Origin of the sequence: Ciceribacter sp. L1K23, assembly GCF_018122705.1 — a bacterium.
In the GTDB taxonomy this organism is placed as follows: Bacteria; Pseudomonadota; Alphaproteobacteria; order Rhizobiales; family Rhizobiaceae; genus Allorhizobium.
The window spans coordinates 3,411,890-3,430,270 of record NZ_JAGRRC010000001.1 but is presented as its reverse complement, the minus strand read 5'-3'; the positions used below and the strand labels follow the sequence as shown (position 1 = coordinate 3,430,270).

Below are 18,381 nucleotides of genomic sequence, written 5' to 3'. Positions count from 1 at the left end.
TCAGTCGCCTGTCCAGTCCTGAATCCCGGGGGCGAAAGCTCCCGGGACTTTCCTTGAGGGGTGTCCGATGAAGCGTGTCCAATTCGACTCGCGCTATCTTCCGTACCTGTTCCTGCTGCCCCAGTTCGCGATCATCTCGATCTTCTTCTACTGGCCGTCGGTTCAGGCGATCCAATCGTCCTTCTACATCGAAGACCCTTTCGGCTTCGGCTCGAGCTTTGTAGGCCTGAGCAACTACATGGATGCGTTCGCGTCCGCCGAATATCGACGGATCGCGCTTTTCACGATCGCCTATAGCGTGATCGTCACGATTCTCGTGCTGTCTGTCGGCCTCCTTCTTGCGCTCAAGGCGGATGCGGTGATCCGCGGTCAATCGACCTACAAGACGCTGCTGATCGTCGTGTACGCCATCGCCCCGCCGGTCGCCGGTCTGATCGGCATGATGTTCTTTGACCAGCATATCGGACCATTCGTGAAGTTCGTGGCGCTGTTCGGCTGGGACATGAAGATCGGCCTGAATTATTTCGACACCGCCTTCGCCATGGTGATGATCGCGGTCTGGAATCAGATCCCCTACAACTTCATCTTCTTCCTATCGGGGCTCCAGGGCATACCCGCCTCCGTCCGCGAGGCGGCGGCGATCGATTGCCGGTCCGGCACGCGCCGGTTCTGGACGATCATTTTCCCGCTGCTGATGCCGACGGCCTTCTTCCTTCTGGTCATCAACATGACCTATTCGCTGTTCGACACTTTCGGCGTCATCGACGTCATCGTAAAAGACAAGCCGGCCAACAACCCGATCACGCTCGTCTACAAGGTCTACACCGACGGCTTCCGTGGCAACGATCTGGGCTCGTCCTCCGCCCAGTCGGTCATCCTGATGATTGTCGTTCTCGTGCTCACCATGATCCAGTTCCGCTTCATCGAGCGGCGCGTCCACTACGGTTGAGGGGCCGGTGATGTATCGTACAAAGTTTTTCGACCACCTGATCCTGATCGCCGGGGTCATTCTGATGCTCGGGCCAATCGTGGTCGCCTTCATGACCTCCACCCACACCGCCGCCGAAATCCACACGAAGGGTCTGATGCTGACGCCGGGCGACAACCTGACGGAGACCTACGGAAAGGTTCTCTTCAGCAGTGGCGGCTTTACGGGCCAAGTGACAGGCCTCACGATGGCAGCCAATTCGCTCATCCTCGGTTTGGGCTTTGCAGTCGGCAAGATCGTGCTGTCGATGCTTGCGGCCTACGCCATAGTCTACTTTCGCTTTCGTTTCGCGACGCTGGCGTTCTGGCTGATCTTCACGACTCTGCTTCTACCGTTGGAGGTCCGGATCATGCCGACCTACAAGGTGATGAGCGACCTTGGCCTGCTCAACAGCTATACCGGTCTGATCCTCCCTTTGCTCGCGTCGGCGACGGGCACCTTCTTCTTCCGGCAGTTCTTCAAGTCCCTGCCGGAGGAACTTCTGGAGGCTGCCCGCATCGATGGCGCGGGGCCGTTCAAGTTCCTGATCGACGTACTGGTGCCGCTGTCGCGGACAATGATCGCGGCCGTTTTCATCATCATGTTCGTCTATGGCTGGAACCAGTATCTCTGGCCGATGCTGATGACCACGGACGAGAGCTTCTACACCCTCATGCGCGGCATCAAGCAGATCCTGCAGGTCTGGGTCGGTTCTCAAATCCCCGATTACAACGAGGCCTTCGCCATGGCTGTGCTCGCAATGCTGCCGCCGATCGTGGTCGTGGTGGTGTTCCAGAGCTGGTTCATCAAGGGCCTCACAGAAAGCGATAAATAGGAAAGGGCGCTCCCATGGCTTCCATAGACATCTCCAAGGTCTCGAAGGTCTATGACGGCGGCGTTCGCGCCGTGAAGGACATCGACATCTCGATCGCCGACGGCGAATTCATCGTGCTTGTGGGCCCATCCGGCTGCGGCAAGTCTACGCTGCTGCGCATGGTCGCGGGTCTAGAGAGCATCAGCGAGGGCACGGTCAGCATCGGCGATCGCGTCGTAAACCGCATCGACCCGGCAGATCGCGATATCGCCATGGTCTTCCAGAACTATGCGCTTTATCCGCACATGAGCGTTTACGACAATCTCGCCTACGGGCTGAAAAACCGGAAAACGCCGAAGAGCGAAATCCACGCACGCGTACAAGAGGCCGCGAAGATGCTGGAGATCGAGAAATATCTCGATCGTAAGCCGCGTGCGTTGTCGGGCGGTCAGCGGCAGCGGGTCGCAATGGGCCGTGCAATCGTCCGAAAGCCGGCCGTTTTCCTCTTCGACGAGCCGCTGTCGAACCTTGATGCGAAGCTGCGCGTCACGATGCGCGGCGAAATCCGCAAGCTCCAGCGCCGGCTCGGCACCACCGCGATCTATGTCACGCATGATCAGCTGGAGGCCATGACGCTTGCCGACCGGCTTGTGGTTTTGAACGGCGGACAGATCGAACAGATCGGCACGCCTCTCGAGGTCTATCATCGTCCTGCCTCGACCTTTGTGGCAGGCTTCATTGGCTCTCCGGCAATGAACCTGCTCAACGGACATGCGCACGGCTCGACAGTCTCGGTCGATGGGGTGGAACTCTCGCTTCCGGGACTTGAGGGATTGGAAGGTGAGGTGACCGTCGGCATTCGCGCGGAAGACCTGATGATCGATGCGGCTCCGGGCAATATCATGTTGCCGCTTGAGGTCGATCTGGTGGAGGAACTGGGTGCCAGTCGCCTTGTTCACGGCCTCCTGGGTGGCCAACCGCTCGCTGCGGTGCTGCCGATAGATGCCGAGATCACGGGGCGCATGGGGCTCGCTGTCGACCCGGCGCGCCTGCACTTCTTCGGCAAGGACGGTCGTCGCATCGATCGTGGCGACGCCAGCGTCGATATGAGCCGCGCCGTTCGGTCCACGCAACCGCTGATGCCAGCGCTCTAGGTCAGCTCCGTCTGACGGCCCGGATCGTTAAAATCCTACAGAAGGCATCGAGCCTTCCTTCACTCCTTTCGTGATAGTTTTTCACGGTTGAGCCAAGAGGGGAGAAACGATGGCTGTAAAGCTTTTGCTGGCGGGTATGGCAGGGGTGATGGCGGCAGGTTACGGTCGCATGCCGGTTGGCGGATCACCACCGCTGGTCACCGCGAATAGTCACGAGATGCATCTTGAGCCTGATCCGATCAATCCCGACTGGATCATCCGCGGAACGCCGGTCGCTCGTATGTCGCGGCATTCCGAGAGCGAGGACAAGGCTGGCTGGACGGCGCTTTGGGATTGCACCGCAGGCGAGTTTCGCTGGTATTTCGGTTGGGACGAGACGGTTGTCATCCAGGAGGGCGAAGTTCTCGTCACAGCGGAAGACGGCACCCAACGCCTCCTGCGTGCCGGCGACATAGCCTATTTCCGCGGCCGGACATGGGCCACCTGGCGTATCGATAACTACGTGCGGAAGGTCGCCTTCCTGCGGCGACCAATGCCGGCGGCCATAGCCGCGCTCTTCCGCCTCCGCGACGCCCTGCGCTCCGGTGGTCCTGCCTCAATCGGTGGCTGAGGCGCTTCGGCAACGTCCTGGCGAAAGAACGGCCGCTGCCGTTGCCATCACACGGAAGCCATCCTAAATCAGGGTGGCTTTCAACGAGGGGCGGCGCATGGCCAAGATTAAAAACGTGGCGGTCCAGATGGACCATGTCTCCGGCATCAATATAGCGGGGGATTCCACCTTCGCCATGAGCCTTGAGGCTCAGGCTCGCGGCTACCGGCTGTTTCATTACACGCCGGATCGCCTGTCGATGCGCGATGGCAAGGTGTACGCCACCGCCGAGCCCATGGAGTTGCGGGACGAGAAGGGCAATCATTTTACTCTGGGTGAGCCTGAACGAGTCGATCTTTCGACCATGGACGTCGTCCTGCTCCGCCAAGACCCGCCCTTCGACATGGCCTACATCACCTCCACTCATATGCTGGAACGCCTTCAACCGAAGACGCTGGTTGTCAACGATCCTGCATGGGTGCGGAATTCTCCGGAGAAAATCTTCGTCACCGAGTTTGCTGACCTCATGCCGGCAACGCTGATTACCCGTGATCCAGCAGAGATCGCGCGCTTCCGCCAGGAGATGGGCGACATCATCTTGAAGCCGCTCTACGGCAATGGCGGTGCGGGTGTGTTCCACTCGACACGGGATGACCGCAACTTTTCATCCCTGATGGAAATGTTCCACCAGATGTTCCGCGAGCCCTTTATCGCTCAGGCTTATCTGCCTGCGGTCCGCAAGGGGGACAAGCGCATTATCCTTGTGGACGGGGAGCCGGTCGGAGCGATCAATCGCGTTCCTGCCGAACATGATAGCCGATCGAATATGCATGTTGGTGGCAGGGCGGAGGCCACAGAGCTAACGGCGCGGGAAAAGGAAATCTGCAGCCGCATTGGCCCGGCGCTTCGCGAGCGAGGCTTCCTTCTGGTCGGTATCGACGTCATTGGCGACTATATGACCGAGATCAATGTGACGTCCCCCACTGGAATTCGTGAGGTGAAGAAGTTCGGTGGGGCGGATATCGCAGCGCTTCTTTGGGATGCCATCGATCGCAAGCACAATCGTCCGCCCGCATAACCTGATCCGCTTTCGTTCTGCATTTACAACCGGTTGCAACCGGGCGGCGATTTTCTCGCGCTTTGTTCGCTGAATGTTCTTGTCTGTCGGCGAGAGTCGTGCCAATCTCTCATTGCACGCGATGGATGTAGGGTGCGTGCGGGGACCGAGGGGGCAGGCGATGGTAGCTCGTGTCAGCACGGTGGCGTTTCAGGGCATTGAAGGCGTTCCGGTGGAAGTCCAGGTGATGGTGGCGCCGGGAAAGATCAACATGCATATCGTCGGGCTTCCCGATAAGGCGGTGGCCGAAAGCCGCGAGCGTGTGCAGGCGGCCCTGCACGCCTCGGGACTTGCTTTGCCCGCCAAAAAAGTGACGATCAATCTGGCGCCGGCAGACCTCCCGAAAGAGGGATCCCATTTCGATCTGCCGATCGCGCTAGGATTGATGGCGGCTCTTGGTGCGATCCCGGCGGACGCTCTGGGCGGCTATGTCGTCATCGGTGAGCTCAACCTTGATGGCACGATAGCCCCCGTTGCAGGTGCATTGCCGGCGGCGATCGCCGCCAACGCCATGGACAAAGGTCTGATCTGCCCGGCCGAAAGCGGACCCGAGGCAGCCTGGGCCGGTTCTGACATCGACATTCTCGCACCGCGCAGCCTGATTGGCCTTGCCAACCATTTTCGTGGAACACAGGTTCTGTCGCGACCGGAGCCGGCGGTAAGGACCAGCCCCGCCAACTTGCCTGACCTCGCTGACATCAAGGGTCAGGAAAGCGCAAAGCGCGCTCTGGAAGTCGCGGCGGCCGGAGGACATAACCTTTTGATGGTGGGACCGCCAGGTTCGGGGAAATCCATGTTGGCGGCGCGCCTGCCATCGATCCTCCCGCCGCTGTCGCCCGCGGAGCTGCTCGAGGTATCGATGGTGCACTCGATCGCCGGGCAGTTGTCGGGCGGCAAGCTCTCTGACCGAAGACCCTTCAGGACGCCGCACCATTCCGCCACCATGGCGGCGCTTGTCGGCGGCGGCCTACGGGCAAAGCCGGGCGAGGCATCGCTGGCCCATCACGGCATTCTTTTCCTCGACGAGTTTCCGGAATTCACGCCGCAAGTGCTGGACGCGCTTCGCCAGCCCCTGGAGACCGGCGAATGCGTGATCGCCAGAGCCAATCACCGCGTCAGCTATCCGGCGGGATTCCAGTTGGTCGCAGCCATGAACCCCTGCCGATGCGGCATGGCTGGCGAACCCGGCCATACCTGCGCTAGGGGACCTCGCTGTCAGTCGGACTATCAGGCCCGCATCTCCGGACCGTTGATGGACCGCATCGACATCCGCATCGACGTGCCGGCCGTCTCCGCCGCCGATCTCATCAGACCGAAGCCGGCGGAGCCGAGCGCCGACGTCGCACGTCGGGTGGCCACGGCGCGTGAGCGTCAACGCGAACGGTATTCCGTCGCCGGTGCCTCCACCGTTCTTGTCAATGCAAAGGCGTCTACCGCGCAGATTGAGAAGTTGGCGGAAATTGACGCGGGAGGTCTTCAGTTATTGAGGGATGCGGCCGAGAAATTCCAGTTCTCCGCACGCGGGTATCATCGGGTGCTGAAAGTGGCGCGAACGCTCGCGGATCTGGACGGCGCGGATAAGCTGGGGCGGATTCATCTGGCCGAGGCGATTTCCTATCGTATCCCGGCCGAAAGGCTCGTCGCCGCAGCCTGACGTGAGTACCTTTCGTCCCGCGCCGATCTTCAACTGGCTTTGTCGGTGCCCAGCATGTCGAGCGGCAGTGTCAGGCGAACGGTGACGCCGCTAGGCGGGAAAGCGATTTCTGTCCGTCCACGAACGCCCGCGACAACCCGTTGAATGAGGGTGGAGCCGAAACCTCCTCTTCCAGATTGCGGCGCGATCGGCACGGGTCCGCCTGTCTCCAACCACTCGATGACAAGCTCACCCTTCTGGTCATCGGAGGCATCGAGCACATGCCACTTCAGGGCGAGATGGCCGTCGTTAACGCTGAGCGCGCCATACTTCGCGGCATTCGTTCCCAATTCGTGCAGGATCAGACTCAGGATGACAACGGTCTGGCCGCCGACCGGGACCCTTGGACCGGAAGCGGAAAAACGCGACGTACCGACCACCGCAAACGGCTCCAGCGCCTGGAAGATAACGCTCTGCAGCGAGGCATCCTCGCCTTCGCGAAGGCCGCGCAGCAGGAGGTTCGACCGCCCTAGCGCGTTCAGGCGCTCGCGCAGGCGCGCCGCCAGTTCCTCGGCGCTCGATGCGTGTTTAAGCGACAGGCTGATGATCGCGTTGATGGTGGCGAAGATGTTCTTGAGCCGGTGATCGAGCTCCTGCGCCATTACCTCCTGGCGGTCGGCGAGCCGCTGGATCTCCTCCCGCGCATCGATTTCGACACGATAGGCGCGCATCACCAGATAGATCAGGGTCAGATCGGTGACGATGACGAAAAGATAGAGCCCCATGGCAAGAAGTGTACCGGCTGATACGTCGAAGCGACCGGGACTTATGAAGAAATACCAGGCCGATATCCCGGAGAGGACCGCCACCAGCAGTCCCTGGCGAACGCCGAATACGAACCCGCAGATAACGACGGCGGGAAAGAACGTGAGGAAAGGAAAGCCGACGGGTAGGACCGGGTCGAACCAGTGTCGCACGGCGAGGGCAATACCGAAAACCACGAGGCTCGCGACGTATGTCAGGATCGTGCCGGTTTTCGACAACCGGTTCTGAACGGAGGCAAAGGCCGGCAAGGAATAGAGAAAAGCGCGCATGGCCTCGGGGATACGTATCAACAATCGAAGAACAGTGTAATTACCCGACACCCCCTTGAACCGCAATGCACTGCCGAAAGGGCGGGAAACAGGTTCCCGCCCCTTGCCGCTTGTCAGTCGCCGAGGCCTGCGAACAGTGCCGTGGACAGGTAACGTTCAGCGAAGGAGGGAATGATGACCACGATCGACTTGCCGGCGTTCTCCTCCCGCTGCCCAACCCGGATCGCCGCAGTCAGCGCTGCTCCCGATGAAATGCCGACCGGAACACCTTCAAGGCGGGCGACCAGTCTCGCGGCTTCGAACGCCTCGTCATTCGTGACGGTGACGACCTCGTCATAGACTTTGGTGTCGAGAATGGCGGGCGCGAAACCTGCGCCGATACCCTGGATCTTGTGCGGCCCCGGATTGCCGCCGGACAACACCGGACTGTCTGCCGGCTCAACGGCAACGACCTTGATGGACGGCTTCCTGGCCTTCAGGACCTGGCCTGTACCGGTGATCGTTCCACCTGTCCCGATACCGGAGACGAGGATGTCGATCGCGCCGTCCGTGTCGTTCCAGATCTCTTCCGCCGTCGTCTTGCGGTGGATCTCAGGATTGGCCGGGTTCTCGAACTGTTGCGGGATAACAGCGTCCGGTGTGGTCTCGGCCAGTTCCTGAGCCTTGGCGATCGCGCCTTTCATGCCCTTCGGCCCTTCGGTCAGAACCAGTTCCGCGCCGAGCAGGGCGAGCATCTTGCGACGTTCCATCGACATCGTCTCCGGCATCGTCAGGATCAGTCGATATCCCTTGGCCGCTGCAGCGAAGGCAAGCGCGATGCCCGTATTGCCGGAGGTCGGTTCGATAAGCGTCGTCTTGCCGGGCGATATCTTGCCCTGCGCCTCCAGGCTCTCCAGCATCGCGACCCCGATCCGGTCCTTCACCGAGGCGATCGGGTTGAAGAATTCCAGCTTTGCCAGCAGGTGGGCCTTGACGCCCTTCTCCCGCGCAAGCTTGTCCAACCTGACAATCGGCGTATCGCCGATGGTTTCCGTGATTGAAGAGTAGACTCCGCCCCTGCCGGGTTTTCTTGCTTCGCTCATGATGTTTCTCCCTGTCTGCCGTTTCGAGAGAACATAGGTGTAAACGGCGATTGTCGCCAGAACTCTGGTACCAGCCTTCAAGAGTAGGACGGAAAATGTTTGCTCAGGCAGCCTTTGCCGCGATGTAGGCTGCTGTCCCCGCAAGAATGCCCGCGGCTGATCGGTTCAGCGCCTGGAGTGCCGAAGGTCGTTTCAGCAACCCGCGAGCCTGAGCGGCGAGCAGAATATAGGGAAGCAAAACGGACATCAGGACGATGAAGGTTAGTCCGACGAGCATGACGTAATCCGCGGGCCCGATCGCTTCCAACGGCAAGAGCGTCGGCACGAGCGCGACGTAGAAAAGCATGGTTTTCGGGTTGCCGAGGGTTACCAGGAGCCCGGACAGAAAGGACATCCAAGGGTTCGTCGCGCGTTCCGCCTTGATATCCTGCGGCAAAAGGCCGGCGGTCCAGAGCTTCCATGCGATATAGACGAGGTAGAGAACGCCAAGAAATTTGATGATGACGAAGGGGAGGACGAACGTCTTCGCGACAAGGGCAAGCCCCAGGATTACGGCGGTGAGGTAGATCAGGTCGCCGAGAATGAGGCCCAAGCCCATGAAGAAGGTCGGCCGAAAGCCTGAACCAAGCGCGCGTGCCACGATCGCGGTCATCCCGGGTCCCGGGATGGCTGCCGCGATGAACAATGCCCCGCAATAGGCGACAATCGTGGTCAACGTCATGGTGATGCTCCTCTCTCGCGGCGTTCCTAAAACGCCGTACGGAAACTTGCAACGGTGACAACTTCGCCCGTTGCGGGGGAGAGAGCAAACGCCGTCTATTCGGCCGACGCTCCTATCGGGTCTTTCCATGCCAAGTTTTCCGACTTTTCTCGCCTTCGGCCTCATCTGTCTCGGCATGGTGCTGACACCGGGGCCCAACATGATCTATCTGGTCTCTCGTTCGATTTGTCAGGGATCGCTGGCAGGGCTTATCTCGCTTGGGGGCGTGGCGCTCGGCTTTGTCGTCTACATGCTGTCATCGGCGGTCGGGATCACCGTTCTCCTGCTCGCGGTACCGCTTGCCTTCGAAGCGCTGAAGATCGCGGGTGCGCTCTACCTGGGTTGGCTGGCGTGGCAGGTTTTGAAGCCTGGCGGACGCTCGCCCTTTCAGGTGCGGGACTTACGAAAGGACCCGCCGCGCCGCTTGTTCGTCATGGGTCTGGTTACCAGCCTGCTGAACCCGAAGGTGGCAGTTCTTTATCTGTCCTTGCTGCCGCAGTTCCTCGATCCGTCGCGCGGTAGCGTCTTCCTGCAGTCCATCGTGCTAGGTTTCACCCAGATCACCATCAGCGTTTCCGTGAATGCCACCATTGCCGTCATGGCCGGAACGATCGCGATTTTCCTCGCGCGGCATCCGTTCTGGATCGTGATCCAGCGATGGTTGATGGGCACGGTTCTCGCTGGTCTTGCCTTGAGGATGGCGCTGGAGGTTCGGCGCTAAGGAACGATTGTCTCTAGCCCGTGCCGGTTGAGCCAAAGCCTCCTGCGCCTCGCACAGTCTCGGTCGCCGAAGTAACCTCGCTGACGGCCGCCTGAATGACAGGCGCGATCACCATCTGGGCAATCCGCATGCCTCTGCTCACAGTGAAGTCCTCGTCTCCGAGGTTCACCAGCAGAACCTTCACTTCCCCACGATAGTCGCTGTCTATCGTGCCCGGCGTGTTGAGACAGGTTATGCCGTTCTTGAAGGCGAGGCCCGATCGCGGCCGGATCTGTACCTCATAACCCGCCGGTATCTCGAAGACGAAGCCACTTGGCACCAAGGCGCGCCTGCCTGGGGCGATCACCAGAGGCTCGTCGTCCGGCACTGCCGCGCGAATGTCCATGCCCGCCGCCCCCGCTGTTTCGTAAGACGGAAGATCCAGTCCCGCGCCGTGGGGCAGGCGGACGAGTTTCAGGGTGGGGCGAACGTCATGTTGAATGCTCATGATGCCATGTTCCCGGTCGGGTTCGTCGAGGTCAATTGCAATAAGACCGTTTAGTCGTTAGATAGCCGGCAACTCACAGGATTCATGCACATGGCCGAAACGCTCGCAGAGGCGGTCTCCCGCCGCCGCACCTTTGCTATTATCGCGCACCCGGATGCCGGTAAGACGACGCTCACCGAAAAGCTGCTGCTGTTCGGCGGCGCCATCCAGCTCGCTGGCGAAGTGAAGGCCAAGAAGGATCGTATCCAGACCCGGTCCGACTGGATGAAGATCGAGCGCGAGCGCGGCATTTCTGTCGTCACCTCGGTCATGACGTTCGAGTATGACGGAAACGTCTTCAACATCCTCGACACCCCCGGTCACGAGGACTTCGCCGACGACACCTATCGCACGCTCACGGCGGTGGATGCGGCCGTCATGGTCATCGATGCCGCAAAGGGTATCGAGCCCCGGACCCTGAAGCTGTTCGAAGTCTGCCGCATGCGCGATATCCCGATCATCACCTTCGTCAACAAGATGGACCGCGAGAGCCGCGATCCCTTCGAGATCCTGGACGAGGTCGAGGAAAAGCTGGCGCTCGATACCGCGCCGATCACATGGCCGGTCGGCCGCTCCAAGACCTTCTGCGGCTCCTATCATCTGGCGAACAATACCTTCCGCGGCAACGATGCCCAGGTCGAGCCGCTGCCGGTCAACGGTCCGCAGAGCGTTGCTGACAATCTGCCGGAGAACGAGCGCCAGGCGTTCATCGACGAGCTTGAACTTGCCCGAGAAGCCTGCCGCCCCTTCGATCGCCAGAGCTTTCTCGAAGGGCACATGACGCCGGTCTTCTTCGGATCGGCCTTGCGCAATTTCGGCGTTCGCGACCTGATCAACGCGCTGGGGGATTTCGCGCCTCCGCCGCGCGACCAGGTAGCCGATATCCGCAAGGTTCATGCGAACGAAGACAAGATGACGGCCTTCGTCTTCAAGATTCAGGCGAACATGGACCCCAACCACCGTGACCGCATCGCCTTCGCCCGCATCTGCTCTGGCAAGCTCGAGCGGGGCATGAAGGCGCGACTGTCTCGCACCGGAAAACAGCTCGGCCTGACCGCGCCACAGTTCTTCTTCGCCTCTCAGCGTCAGCTTGCGGACACGGCCTATGCCGGTGACGTCGTCGGCATTCCCAATCACGGAACGCTTAGGATCGGCGATACGCTGACCGAGGGCGAGCCGCTGGTCTTCCAAGGCGTGCCCAACTTCGCGCCGGAAATCCTCCGTCGCGTGCGCCTTGAAGACGCGATGAAGGCTAAGAAGCTGAAGGAAGCGCTGCAGCAGATGGCGGAGGAGGGCGTCGTTCAGCTCTTCTCTCCCGAGGACGGCTCGCCCGCCATCGTCGGCGTGGTCGGAGCGCTCCAGCTTGACGTCCTGAAGGAGCGTCTGTCGGCCGAATACGGCCTGCCGGTATCCTTCGAAATCGCCCGCTTTTCGGTGTGCCGCTGGATTTCGGCGGAACAGCCGGCAGAGCTTGAGAAGTTCATCACCCAGCGTCGTGGTGATATCTGCCGCGACCTCGATGGCGATCCGGTCTTCATGGCTCAGGATGCCTTCTCGCTCCGCTACGAGGCCGAGCGTTATCCCGCGATCAAGATGGTCGCCATCAAGGAGTATCAGGTCGCGAAAGCGGCCTGATACTCAGGCGCGCCGCGAAAGCCGCAACATACCGTCTGTATCTATGTCGACCGTTAGTTCCTCGTAGCTCGCAATCGTCGGATGACGGGTCTCCAACGCATGGCTGTGGGTTGCCGTCACCACCATGACGTCAGCTCCGGCCGCTTCCCCGGCGAGAACGCCCGCCATCACGTCCTCGAACACAAGGCATTGCGCGGGATCGGTGCTGATACGGCTCGCGCCAAGCCTGTAACCCGCCGGATCGGGCTTGCCGAGCGTGACATCCTCGGCCGTGACGATCATCGGCGGTTGCGGAAGGCCGGCGGCTTCGATACGGGCGCGGGCCAGCGCGATCGGCGCCGATGTGACGATCGACCAGCGATCACGGGGCAGGGCATTCAGAAAATCGATTGCGCCGGGTAGCGGCACGACACCTTCGACGTCCTCGATCTCCTCGCGTTCGATAACGAGTGCCTCCGCTTCCGCGTCGATCCCTGTCAGGCCGACGCTGCGGATCGTGTCTATACCGCGTTTGCCATGCATGGTCGGCAGGAAAGCTTCCACGTCGAGCCCGTGCCGTATCGCCCAACGGCTCCAGACCCGTTCCGCAGCGGCAATGGAATTGAGCAGTGTCCCGTCCATGTCGAAGAGGAAGCCCGCATAGCTCCGGCTGAAGACGGTCTGGTCGGTCATGGCTTTGTCTTTCGAGGAAGAGCGGCAGTTCGGAACGAGGCAGTTTCTGTGCACGGCGACGGCTGCCAGTGACGGCACCGCGATTGAACTAGCCAAAGCTGACGGCGGTTGTATTTGCTCCACAAACGAGAACGGCAACTTTCTCGCCCGGCTCAGCTACGTATCGACCGGAGAGAAGCGCGGCGAACGCTGTGGCACCGCCGGGCTCCGTCGCTATTCTTGCATGCTCCCAAAGTGCCTTCTGAGCATTTACGATTGCCTCGTCCGGCACAAGCACGGATTGGGCCACGTGCGCCTGCGCGATCGGAAACATCAGTCTGCCGATCTGTCTCGGCGCCAGCGAATCGGCTGCGACGCCGCCGGCCGGTGCATCCACCGGTTTGCCCGCTGCAAGCGCATGATTGAGTGTGGGTGCCATCTCGGGCTCCACTGCGATGATACGCACGCGATCCTCGAACCATGCCGCGAGACCGCCGATCAGGCCGCCACCGCCGACGGCCACAAGAAGCGTAGTCATATCCGGAAGGTCGTCCTCGATCTCCCCGCCAAGCGTTCCTTGGCCCAACAGCGTTTCCACCTGGTCATAGGCGTGGATAGGAAGGGCGCCGGTCCGGGCCACGAACTCCTCGCTGGCCGCCAATGCATCGGCATAGAGATCCCCGCCGACAATGAGGTCTGCCCCATAGCTTCGGATGCGGTCCGTCTTCGCCTTTGCGCTCACGGTTGGTACGAAGATAGTCGCCTTTATCCCGAGTTTATGCGCCGCGTAGGCGACCGCCGCGCCGTGGTTGCCGCCCGAGGCCGCGACGACGCCCGCCTTCGGAATTTCCCGCGTCAGAAGGCTCGCGAAGGCTCCGCGCGCCTTGAAGGAACCGGAATGCTGCAGGTATTCCAGCTTCAGGTCGATCGGACCACCATCGAGACCAAAGTCCTGCGCGCCGACGGACAGGACGGGGGTATGGCGCACGTAGGTCCGGATGACACTCGAAACTTGTTCTATGCGCTCACGCGTGACTGGGCCGATCGACACTAACGGTACCTCTCTGGATTGACAATTCTTCGTTACTTCGCAAAATAACGAAATGCAAGACGTGGACCTGTACAAAGCGCTCGCCAACGAAAAGCGATTGGCCATTCTCGAATGGCTCAAGTCGCCGTCCACGCATTTTCCACCGCAGGCGGATGGCGATTTCGGTAGCGATGGCGTCTGTGCCGTTTTCATTGCGCAGAAGCTGGGCATATCCCAGGCCACCTTGTCCGAACATATGCGCGTTCTGGTTGGCGCCGGGCTGGTTCGGCCGAAGAAGATCAAGCAATGGATTTTCTATCGCCGCGATGAGGATCGCATCGCCAGAGTGAAGGCTGAAACGCTCCTGCTCCTCTGAAACCGGCCAAGTCGCGATATGGAACCGTGAGGATTTTTCGCGTGACAGGCGGGCCAAAGCCTGCCAATCATAGCCTCGCTTGAGAGACAGGGGCGCTCGTGGTCACACGGGCTGAGACGTACCCTTCGAACCTGAACCAGATAATGCTGGCGGAGGGAGTCGCTCGGAGCCGACGCCGGTGTCCAGCGACAACCGTCAGCTCCTGTCGATTTGCCCGCCGCGAAAGGGCAATGAGATGACTTCCAGCACTCCCGGTAAACACTTGGCGTCCATGCGCGATGCGACACCGCTCGTTCAGTGCATCACCAATTATGTCGCCATGAATGTCGCCGCCAACGTTTTGTTAGCGGCAGGAGCGTCGCCCGCCATGGTGCATAGCGTCGAGGAGGCCGGCGAATTCGCCGCCTTTGCCGGCGCTCTGACGATCAACATGGGCACGGTGTCCCCGGATTGGGCGGACGGGATGAAATCTGCCGCCGACAGTGCTGCTGCCGCCGGACGGCCCTGGGTGCTCGATCCGGTTGCCCACATGGCGACATCCTATCGCCGCAAGGTCGTTACCGAGCTGCTGGATCTGCGGCCGACGGTCATTCGTGGCAACGCCTCCGAAATTCTGGCGCTTGGCGGTGGTAACAGCAGCGCTAGAGGCGTTGATACAAAGGATGACGTTGCGGCAGCCGAGGATGTCGCAAGGCAACTTGCGCTTTCGCGGCAATGCATCGTCGCGGTGACCGGACGAACAGATTTCGTGACCGATGGCACGCGAACGGCCCATATCGACGGCGGCTCGGCCTGGATGCCGAGGGTCACGGCGCTCGGTTGCTCGCTTACCTGCCTGGTCGGTGCTTATGCCGCGGTCGAACCGGACGCCTTCACCGCCACCACGGCCGCGCTCGCGCATTTCGCCGTCGCTGGCGAGCTCGCGGAACGCGACGTATCCGGTCCTGGAAGCTTCGCGGTCGCTTTTCTGGACGCGCTCGCAAGCGTGGACGGGAGGACCCTTGATGACAAGGCGCGGGTACGCCTGTCATGAGGACGTTTGATCTTTCGCTCTATCTCGTGCTCGACCCCGTTCTGTGTGCCGGCATCGGCATGGTCGAGACTGCTCGCCTTGCGGTTGCCGGAGGTGTCACGATGGTACAGCTCCGCAACAAGCATGCCTCAACGGATGATCTGGTCGAAACCGGGCTTGCTCTGAAGGCGGTCCTTGCGGGTACGGGGGTTCCAATCATCGTCAACGACGATGTGGAGGCGGCGATGATCATGGGCGCCGCGGGAATTCACGTCGGCCAGGGCGATGCGCCTGTCGCCGAGGTGCGAGAAAGAATCGGCCACGAAATGATCCTGGGTCTTTCGATCGGCTCGATCAGTGAAGCCGCCCGGATCGATACGGCTGTCGTCGACTACGTCGGCGTCGGCCCTGTCTTCCCGACAGCCACTAAACCCGGCCATCCTCCCGCGATCGGTTTTGCGGGACTTGCCGATGTGGCGTCTGCGAGCCCGGTTCCATCCGTGGCGATCGGCGGTCTCAAGAGGCCACACGTGGCCGATTGCAGGAGATCCGGCGCCTCAGGCGTTGCAGTGGTTTCGGCCATCTGCGGCCAGGTGGACCCCTCAGCGGCCGCCGCCGAGCTGGTGTCAGCGTGGAAGGGGGTTGGCGCATGATCCGGAATGTCCTGTCCATTGCGGGCTCCGATCCGTCCGGCGGTGCCGGCATCCAGGCCGATCTCAAGAGCTTTTCGGCCCGGGGTGTATACGGCATGGCCGCCATCACCGCGCTGACGGCGCAGAACACTCAAGGCGTGTCGGCGTTTGTGCCGGTCGAGGCCGACTTCCTCGCCGAGCAGATCCGCATGATTTTCGCCGATGTTCGCGTGGACGCGGTGAAGATCGGCATGATCGCGACAGCCGCCAATGCCATCGCGGTGGCGGAAGTCCTGCGGGCTCACACACGTGTTCCGATCATCCTCGATCCGGTCATGGTGGCAAAGGGAGGGGCATCGCTTCTGGATGCCGATGCCGTGGACGCCGTACGCCAGCATCTCTTACCGCTTGCGACCGTAATCACGCCCAATCTACCGGAGGCAGCAGTGCTTTTGAGGATGGAAGAAGCCTCCGACAGAGCCACAATGGCGGATCAGGCACGCCGACTGATGGCTTTGGGGCCGCAAGCCGTTCTCCTCAAAGGGGGACATCTTGGCGGCGATGAAAGCCCGGATGTCCTCCTCGGCCCTTCCGGGACGGAGTGGTTCGAAGGGCCGAGAGTCGAGACCGAGAGTACCCATGGTACCGGTTGCTCGCTGTCGAGCGCGATCACGGCCGAACTTGCCAAGGGTTTGTCTCCGCGAACCGCCGTGCGTGTCGCCAAGGATTGGCTGACCGGCGCGATCGAGGAAGCCGAGACCTTGTCGGTCGGCTCCGGACATGGCCCGGTTCATCATTTTCACCATCTCTGGAAGGGAGGATTCTGATGGCTCTGCCATTGAAGGAACAGGTCGTCATCGTGACAGGCGCGGGGCGAGGTCTGGGCGCCGCGATAGCCACAGCCTTCGCCCGCGAAGGTGCAAGCGTTGCGATCAATTATCGCGAAAGTCGGGAAAAGGCAGAAGCGCTGGCGAAAGCTCTCGGCCCAGGAACGGCGGCGTTTAAGGCCGATGTCCGCGATCCGCGCGAGGTCGCGGCCATGGTACGTGCGGTCACCGAACAGTTCGGAGCGCCGACCACCGTGATCCACAATGCGCTGGCTGATTTCGCCTTCAACGGTGACGCCCGGACGAAACTGTCGGATTTGACGTGGCAGGACATCTCGGCGCAGGCCGAGACCGGCGTCGGCGGCGCGCTCAACCTGATACGCGCAATCCGGCCCGCCATGGCCGAAGCGGGCTTCGGTCGCTTCGTCCTGATCGGCACCAACCTCTTCCAGAACCCGGTCGTGCCTTACCACGACTACACAGCCGCGAAGGCGGCACTGCTGTCATTGACGAGGACGGCCGCAGCCGAACTCGGCCCCTTGGGCGTGACCGTAAACATGGTGTCCGGCGGCCTGTTGCGGGTCACGGACGCAAGCGCGGCGACGCCCGATGCCGTCTTCGACCTCATCGCCGCCAGCACCCCGCTGAGACAGGTGACCACACCCGAGGAGTTGGCGGACGCCGTTCTCTTCTTCGCGAGTCCGTGGGCGCGGGCGGTCACCGGACAGAACCTCATCGTCGATGGAGGCCTTGTGTTCGGATGACCGCCCTTAGAACGCTCAATGCTCGGCCTTGATGAAGGTACCGTTCTGCAGTTCCCGCATCGCCTGCATCAGTTCCTCGCGCGTGTTCATCACGATCGGACCGTGCCAGGCGACGGGTTCGCGGATCGGCTTACCCGAGACCAGCAGGAAACGGATGCCTTCGTCCCCGGCCTGCACCGTTATTTCGTCTCCCGTGTCGAAGACAACGAGCGTTCGGTTTCCGGACAGGTCGCGGATGTTCAATTCCTCGCCCTGGAACTCCTTTTCGACCCTGACGCCGAAGGGACGGGAGGCGTCCCGGAAGGTGCCCGATCCGGCAAAGATATAGGCAAAGGCCTGGCGGTAGGTATCGACCGGGAAGCGTTTGCGCTTGCCGGCCGGAACGGAGATGTCGAGATAGACGGGTTCTGCGGCAATGCCGTCGACAGGGCCGGCCTTGCCCCAGAATTCGCCCGATATCACCCGCACCACCGTGCCGTCGTCATCGACCACGACCGGAATGTCGGCCGATTTGATGTCCTGGTACCGGGGAGCCGTCATCTTCAGGGACGAGGGCAGGTTTGCCCAGAGCTGGAAGCCGTGCATGCGTCCGGCGAAGTCGCCCTTCGGCATTTCCTGGTGCATGATTCCGCTCCCGGCCGTCATCCACTGGATGTCCCCGGCGCCGAGGCGACCATGATTGCCGAGGCTGTCGCCGTGTTCGACCGTGCCTGCAAGAACATATGTGATCGTCTCGATGCCGCGATGCGGATGCCAGGGGAAACCGCGCAGATAATCTGACGGATTATCGTTGCGGAAATCGTCCATCATCAGAAAGGGGTCTGTCATCGACGGATCGCCGAAGCCGAACACCCGGTTCAGTTTTACGCCCGCGCCCTCGATGGCTGGAGTGGCACGACTTTCATGCTTCACAGGACGAATGGACATAGCCTTGGATCTCTTTCTGCTCGGCGTTGCGCTGAACGGCAATATAGCTGCCGTCGGAGGCATTGCGTAG

At 61.3% G+C, this 18,381-nt stretch carries 20 protein-coding genes and 1 riboswitch; of the genes, 13 read left to right on the top strand and 7 right to left on the bottom strand.

Features of this window, described 5'->3' with window-relative positions; translation table 11 throughout:
- The first annotated feature begins 67 nt into the window (after positions 1–67).
- From J5J10_RS16575 to J5J10_RS16550, 6 genes are all read left to right on the top strand, one after another.
- Positions 68–949 (top strand): ABC transporter permease subunit, encoded by an 882-nt coding sequence (locus tag J5J10_RS16575; RefSeq protein ID WP_208548254.1) that lies wholly within the window; start codon positions 68–70, stop codon positions 947–949.
- A gap of 10 nt (positions 950–959) precedes the next feature.
- A complete protein-coding gene (ugpE, locus tag J5J10_RS16570) occupies positions 960–1,802 on the top strand; it encodes a sn-glycerol-3-phosphate ABC transporter permease UgpE (RefSeq protein WP_211930705.1) in 843 nt (280 codons plus the stop codon).
- A gap of 14 nt (positions 1,803–1,816) precedes the next feature.
- Positions 1,817–2,935 carry a sn-glycerol-3-phosphate import ATP-binding protein UgpC gene (locus J5J10_RS16565; RefSeq protein WP_211930704.1) on the top strand — a complete coding sequence of 373 codons (1,119 nt, stop codon included), beginning with the start codon at positions 1,817–1,819 and terminating at the stop codon, positions 2,933–2,935.
- Between the two features lie 109 nt (positions 2,936–3,044).
- Entirely contained in the window at positions 3,045–3,545 is a 501-nt protein-coding gene (locus tag J5J10_RS16560; protein WP_211930703.1) for a cupin domain-containing protein, read from the top strand.
- A 97-nt stretch (positions 3,546–3,642) separates the two neighbouring features.
- Positions 3,643–4,602, top strand: coding sequence for a glutathione synthase (gene gshB / locus J5J10_RS16555; protein ID WP_211930702.1), 960 nt, complete (start codon positions 3,643–3,645; stop codon positions 4,600–4,602).
- Positions 4,603–4,762: 160 nt separating this feature from the next.
- Positions 4,763–6,295, top strand: coding sequence for a YifB family Mg chelatase-like AAA ATPase (locus tag J5J10_RS16550; protein ID WP_211930701.1), 1,533 nt, complete (start codon positions 4,763–4,765; stop codon positions 6,293–6,295).
- Positions 6,296–6,324: 29 nt separating this feature from the next.
- Here J5J10_RS16550 and J5J10_RS16545 read toward each other — a convergent pair whose 3' ends face one another.
- The 3 genes from J5J10_RS16545 to J5J10_RS16535 form a co-directional block, all read right to left on the bottom strand.
- The gene (locus J5J10_RS16545) at positions 6,325–7,368 is read right to left on the bottom strand and encodes an HWE histidine kinase domain-containing protein (RefSeq protein WP_211930700.1); all 1,044 of its coding nucleotides are present in this window, start codon (positions 7,366–7,368) and stop codon (positions 6,325–6,327) included.
- 113 nt (positions 7,369–7,481) lie between these two features.
- A complete protein-coding gene (gene cysK / locus J5J10_RS16540) occupies positions 7,482–8,450 on the bottom strand; it encodes a cysteine synthase A (RefSeq protein ID WP_211930699.1) in 969 nt (322 codons plus the stop codon).
- A 103-nt stretch (positions 8,451–8,553) separates the two neighbouring features.
- Positions 8,554–9,171 (bottom strand): LysE family translocator, encoded by a 618-nt coding sequence (locus J5J10_RS16535; protein WP_211930698.1) that lies wholly within the window; start codon positions 9,169–9,171, stop codon positions 8,554–8,556.
- A gap of 127 nt (positions 9,172–9,298) precedes the next feature.
- On the opposite strand from J5J10_RS16535, the gene J5J10_RS16530 reads away from it, so the two are divergent.
- Positions 9,299–9,931, top strand: a complete 633-nt coding sequence (locus J5J10_RS16530; protein ID WP_211930697.1) for a LysE family translocator — start codon at positions 9,299–9,301, stop codon at positions 9,929–9,931.
- Between the two features lie 13 nt (positions 9,932–9,944).
- On the opposite strand, the gene dut is transcribed toward J5J10_RS16530, so the two are convergent.
- On the bottom strand, positions 9,945–10,418 hold the full coding sequence (dut, locus tag J5J10_RS16525; RefSeq protein WP_211930696.1) for a dUTP diphosphatase: 474 nt from the start codon (positions 10,416–10,418) through the stop codon (positions 9,945–9,947).
- 90 nt (positions 10,419–10,508) lie between these two features.
- Here dut and J5J10_RS16520 point away from each other — a divergent pair, with 90 nt between their 5' ends.
- Entirely contained in the window at positions 10,509–12,092 is a 1,584-nt protein-coding gene (locus J5J10_RS16520; protein WP_211930695.1) for a peptide chain release factor 3, read from the top strand.
- Positions 12,093–12,095: 3 nt separating this feature from the next.
- Here J5J10_RS16520 and J5J10_RS16515 read toward each other — a convergent pair whose 3' ends face one another.
- Positions 12,096–12,764 carry an HAD-IA family hydrolase gene (locus J5J10_RS16515; RefSeq protein WP_211930694.1) on the bottom strand — a complete coding sequence of 223 codons (669 nt, stop codon included), beginning with the start codon at positions 12,762–12,764 and terminating at the stop codon, positions 12,096–12,098.
- An 88-nt stretch (positions 12,765–12,852) separates the two neighbouring features.
- Positions 12,853–13,794: a threonine/serine dehydratase gene (locus J5J10_RS16510; RefSeq protein WP_349252075.1), complete on the bottom strand. Its 942-nt coding sequence runs from the start codon at positions 13,792–13,794 to the stop codon at positions 12,853–12,855.
- Positions 13,795–13,846: 52 nt separating this feature from the next.
- On the opposite strand from J5J10_RS16510, the gene J5J10_RS16505 reads away from it, so the two are divergent.
- The 5 genes from J5J10_RS16505 (at position 13,847) to J5J10_RS16485 (ending at position 17,384) form a co-directional block, all read left to right on the top strand.
- Positions 13,847–14,149 (top strand): metalloregulator ArsR/SmtB family transcription factor, encoded by a 303-nt coding sequence (locus J5J10_RS16505; protein ID WP_211930692.1) that lies wholly within the window; start codon positions 13,847–13,849, stop codon positions 14,147–14,149.
- A gap of 78 nt (positions 14,150–14,227) precedes the next feature.
- A riboswitch (TPP riboswitch) is annotated at positions 14,228–14,324 on the top strand.
- Between the two features lie 60 nt (positions 14,325–14,384).
- On the top strand, positions 14,385–15,182 hold the full coding sequence (gene thiM, locus J5J10_RS16500) for a hydroxyethylthiazole kinase (RefSeq protein WP_211930691.1): 798 nt from the start codon (positions 14,385–14,387) through the stop codon (positions 15,180–15,182).
- A complete protein-coding gene (gene thiE / locus J5J10_RS16495) occupies positions 15,179–15,814 on the top strand; it encodes a thiamine phosphate synthase (protein ID WP_211930690.1) in 636 nt (211 codons plus the stop codon). The genes thiM and thiE overlap by 4 nt, the downstream gene beginning before the upstream one ends.
- Positions 15,811–16,620: a bifunctional hydroxymethylpyrimidine kinase/phosphomethylpyrimidine kinase gene (gene thiD / locus J5J10_RS16490; protein ID WP_211930689.1), complete on the top strand. Its 810-nt coding sequence runs from the start codon at positions 15,811–15,813 to the stop codon at positions 16,618–16,620. Before thiE ends, thiD begins: the two co-directional genes overlap by 4 nt.
- Positions 16,620–17,384 (top strand): 3-oxoacyl-ACP reductase, encoded by a 765-nt coding sequence (locus J5J10_RS16485; RefSeq protein ID WP_211930688.1) that lies wholly within the window; start codon positions 16,620–16,622, stop codon positions 17,382–17,384. The genes thiD and J5J10_RS16485 overlap by 1 nt, the downstream gene beginning before the upstream one ends.
- A 15-nt stretch (positions 17,385–17,399) precedes the next feature.
- Here the strand turns inward: J5J10_RS16485 and J5J10_RS16480 are convergent, their stop codons facing one another.
- On the bottom strand, positions 17,400–18,311 hold the full coding sequence (locus J5J10_RS16480) for a pirin family protein (RefSeq protein ID WP_211930687.1): 912 nt from the start codon (positions 18,309–18,311) through the stop codon (positions 17,400–17,402).
- Positions 18,312–18,381: the final 70 nt, after the last annotated feature.

Excerpts from the sequence above, each read along its gene's own strand:
- J5J10_RS16575 (WP_208548254.1), top strand. The coding sequence starts at position 68 with ATGAAGCGTGTCCAATTCGACTCGCGCTATCTTCCGTACCTGTTCCTG.
- ugpE (WP_211930705.1), top strand. The coding sequence starts at position 960 with ATGTATCGTACAAAGTTTTTCGACCACCTGATCCTGATCGCCGGGGTC.
- J5J10_RS16565 (WP_211930704.1), top strand. The coding sequence starts at position 1,817 with ATGGCTTCCATAGACATCTCCAAGGTCTCGAAGGTCTATGACGGCGGC.
- J5J10_RS16560 (WP_211930703.1), top strand. The coding sequence starts at position 3,045 with ATGGCTGTAAAGCTTTTGCTGGCGGGTATGGCAGGGGTGATGGCGGCA.
- gshB (WP_211930702.1), top strand. The coding sequence starts at position 3,643 with ATGGCCAAGATTAAAAACGTGGCGGTCCAGATGGACCATGTCTCCGGC.
- J5J10_RS16550 (WP_211930701.1), top strand. The coding sequence starts at position 4,763 with ATGGTAGCTCGTGTCAGCACGGTGGCGTTTCAGGGCATTGAAGGCGTT.
- J5J10_RS16545 (WP_211930700.1), bottom strand. The coding sequence starts at position 7,368 with ATGCGCGCTTTTCTCTATTCCTTGCCGGCCTTTGCCTCCGTTCAGAAC.
- cysK (WP_211930699.1), bottom strand. The coding sequence starts at position 8,450 with ATGAGCGAAGCAAGAAAACCCGGCAGGGGCGGAGTCTACTCTTCAATC.
- J5J10_RS16535 (WP_211930698.1), bottom strand. The coding sequence starts at position 9,171 with ATGACGTTGACCACGATTGTCGCCTATTGCGGGGCATTGTTCATCGCG.
- J5J10_RS16530 (WP_211930697.1), top strand. The coding sequence starts at position 9,299 with ATGCCAAGTTTTCCGACTTTTCTCGCCTTCGGCCTCATCTGTCTCGGC.
- dut (WP_211930696.1), bottom strand. The coding sequence starts at position 10,418 with ATGAGCATTCAACATGACGTTCGCCCCACCCTGAAACTCGTCCGCCTG.
- J5J10_RS16520 (WP_211930695.1), top strand. The coding sequence starts at position 10,509 with ATGGCCGAAACGCTCGCAGAGGCGGTCTCCCGCCGCCGCACCTTTGCT.
- J5J10_RS16515 (WP_211930694.1), bottom strand. The coding sequence starts at position 12,764 with ATGACCGACCAGACCGTCTTCAGCCGGAGCTATGCGGGCTTCCTCTTC.
- J5J10_RS16505 (WP_211930692.1), top strand. The coding sequence starts at position 13,847 with ATGCAAGACGTGGACCTGTACAAAGCGCTCGCCAACGAAAAGCGATTG.
- thiM (WP_211930691.1), top strand. The coding sequence starts at position 14,385 with ATGACTTCCAGCACTCCCGGTAAACACTTGGCGTCCATGCGCGATGCG.
- thiE (WP_211930690.1), top strand. The coding sequence starts at position 15,179 with ATGAGGACGTTTGATCTTTCGCTCTATCTCGTGCTCGACCCCGTTCTG.
- thiD (WP_211930689.1), top strand. The coding sequence starts at position 15,811 with ATGATCCGGAATGTCCTGTCCATTGCGGGCTCCGATCCGTCCGGCGGT.
- J5J10_RS16485 (WP_211930688.1), top strand. The coding sequence starts at position 16,620 with ATGGCTCTGCCATTGAAGGAACAGGTCGTCATCGTGACAGGCGCGGGG.
- J5J10_RS16480 (WP_211930687.1), bottom strand. The coding sequence starts at position 18,311 with ATGTCCATTCGTCCTGTGAAGCATGAAAGTCGTGCCACTCCAGCCATC.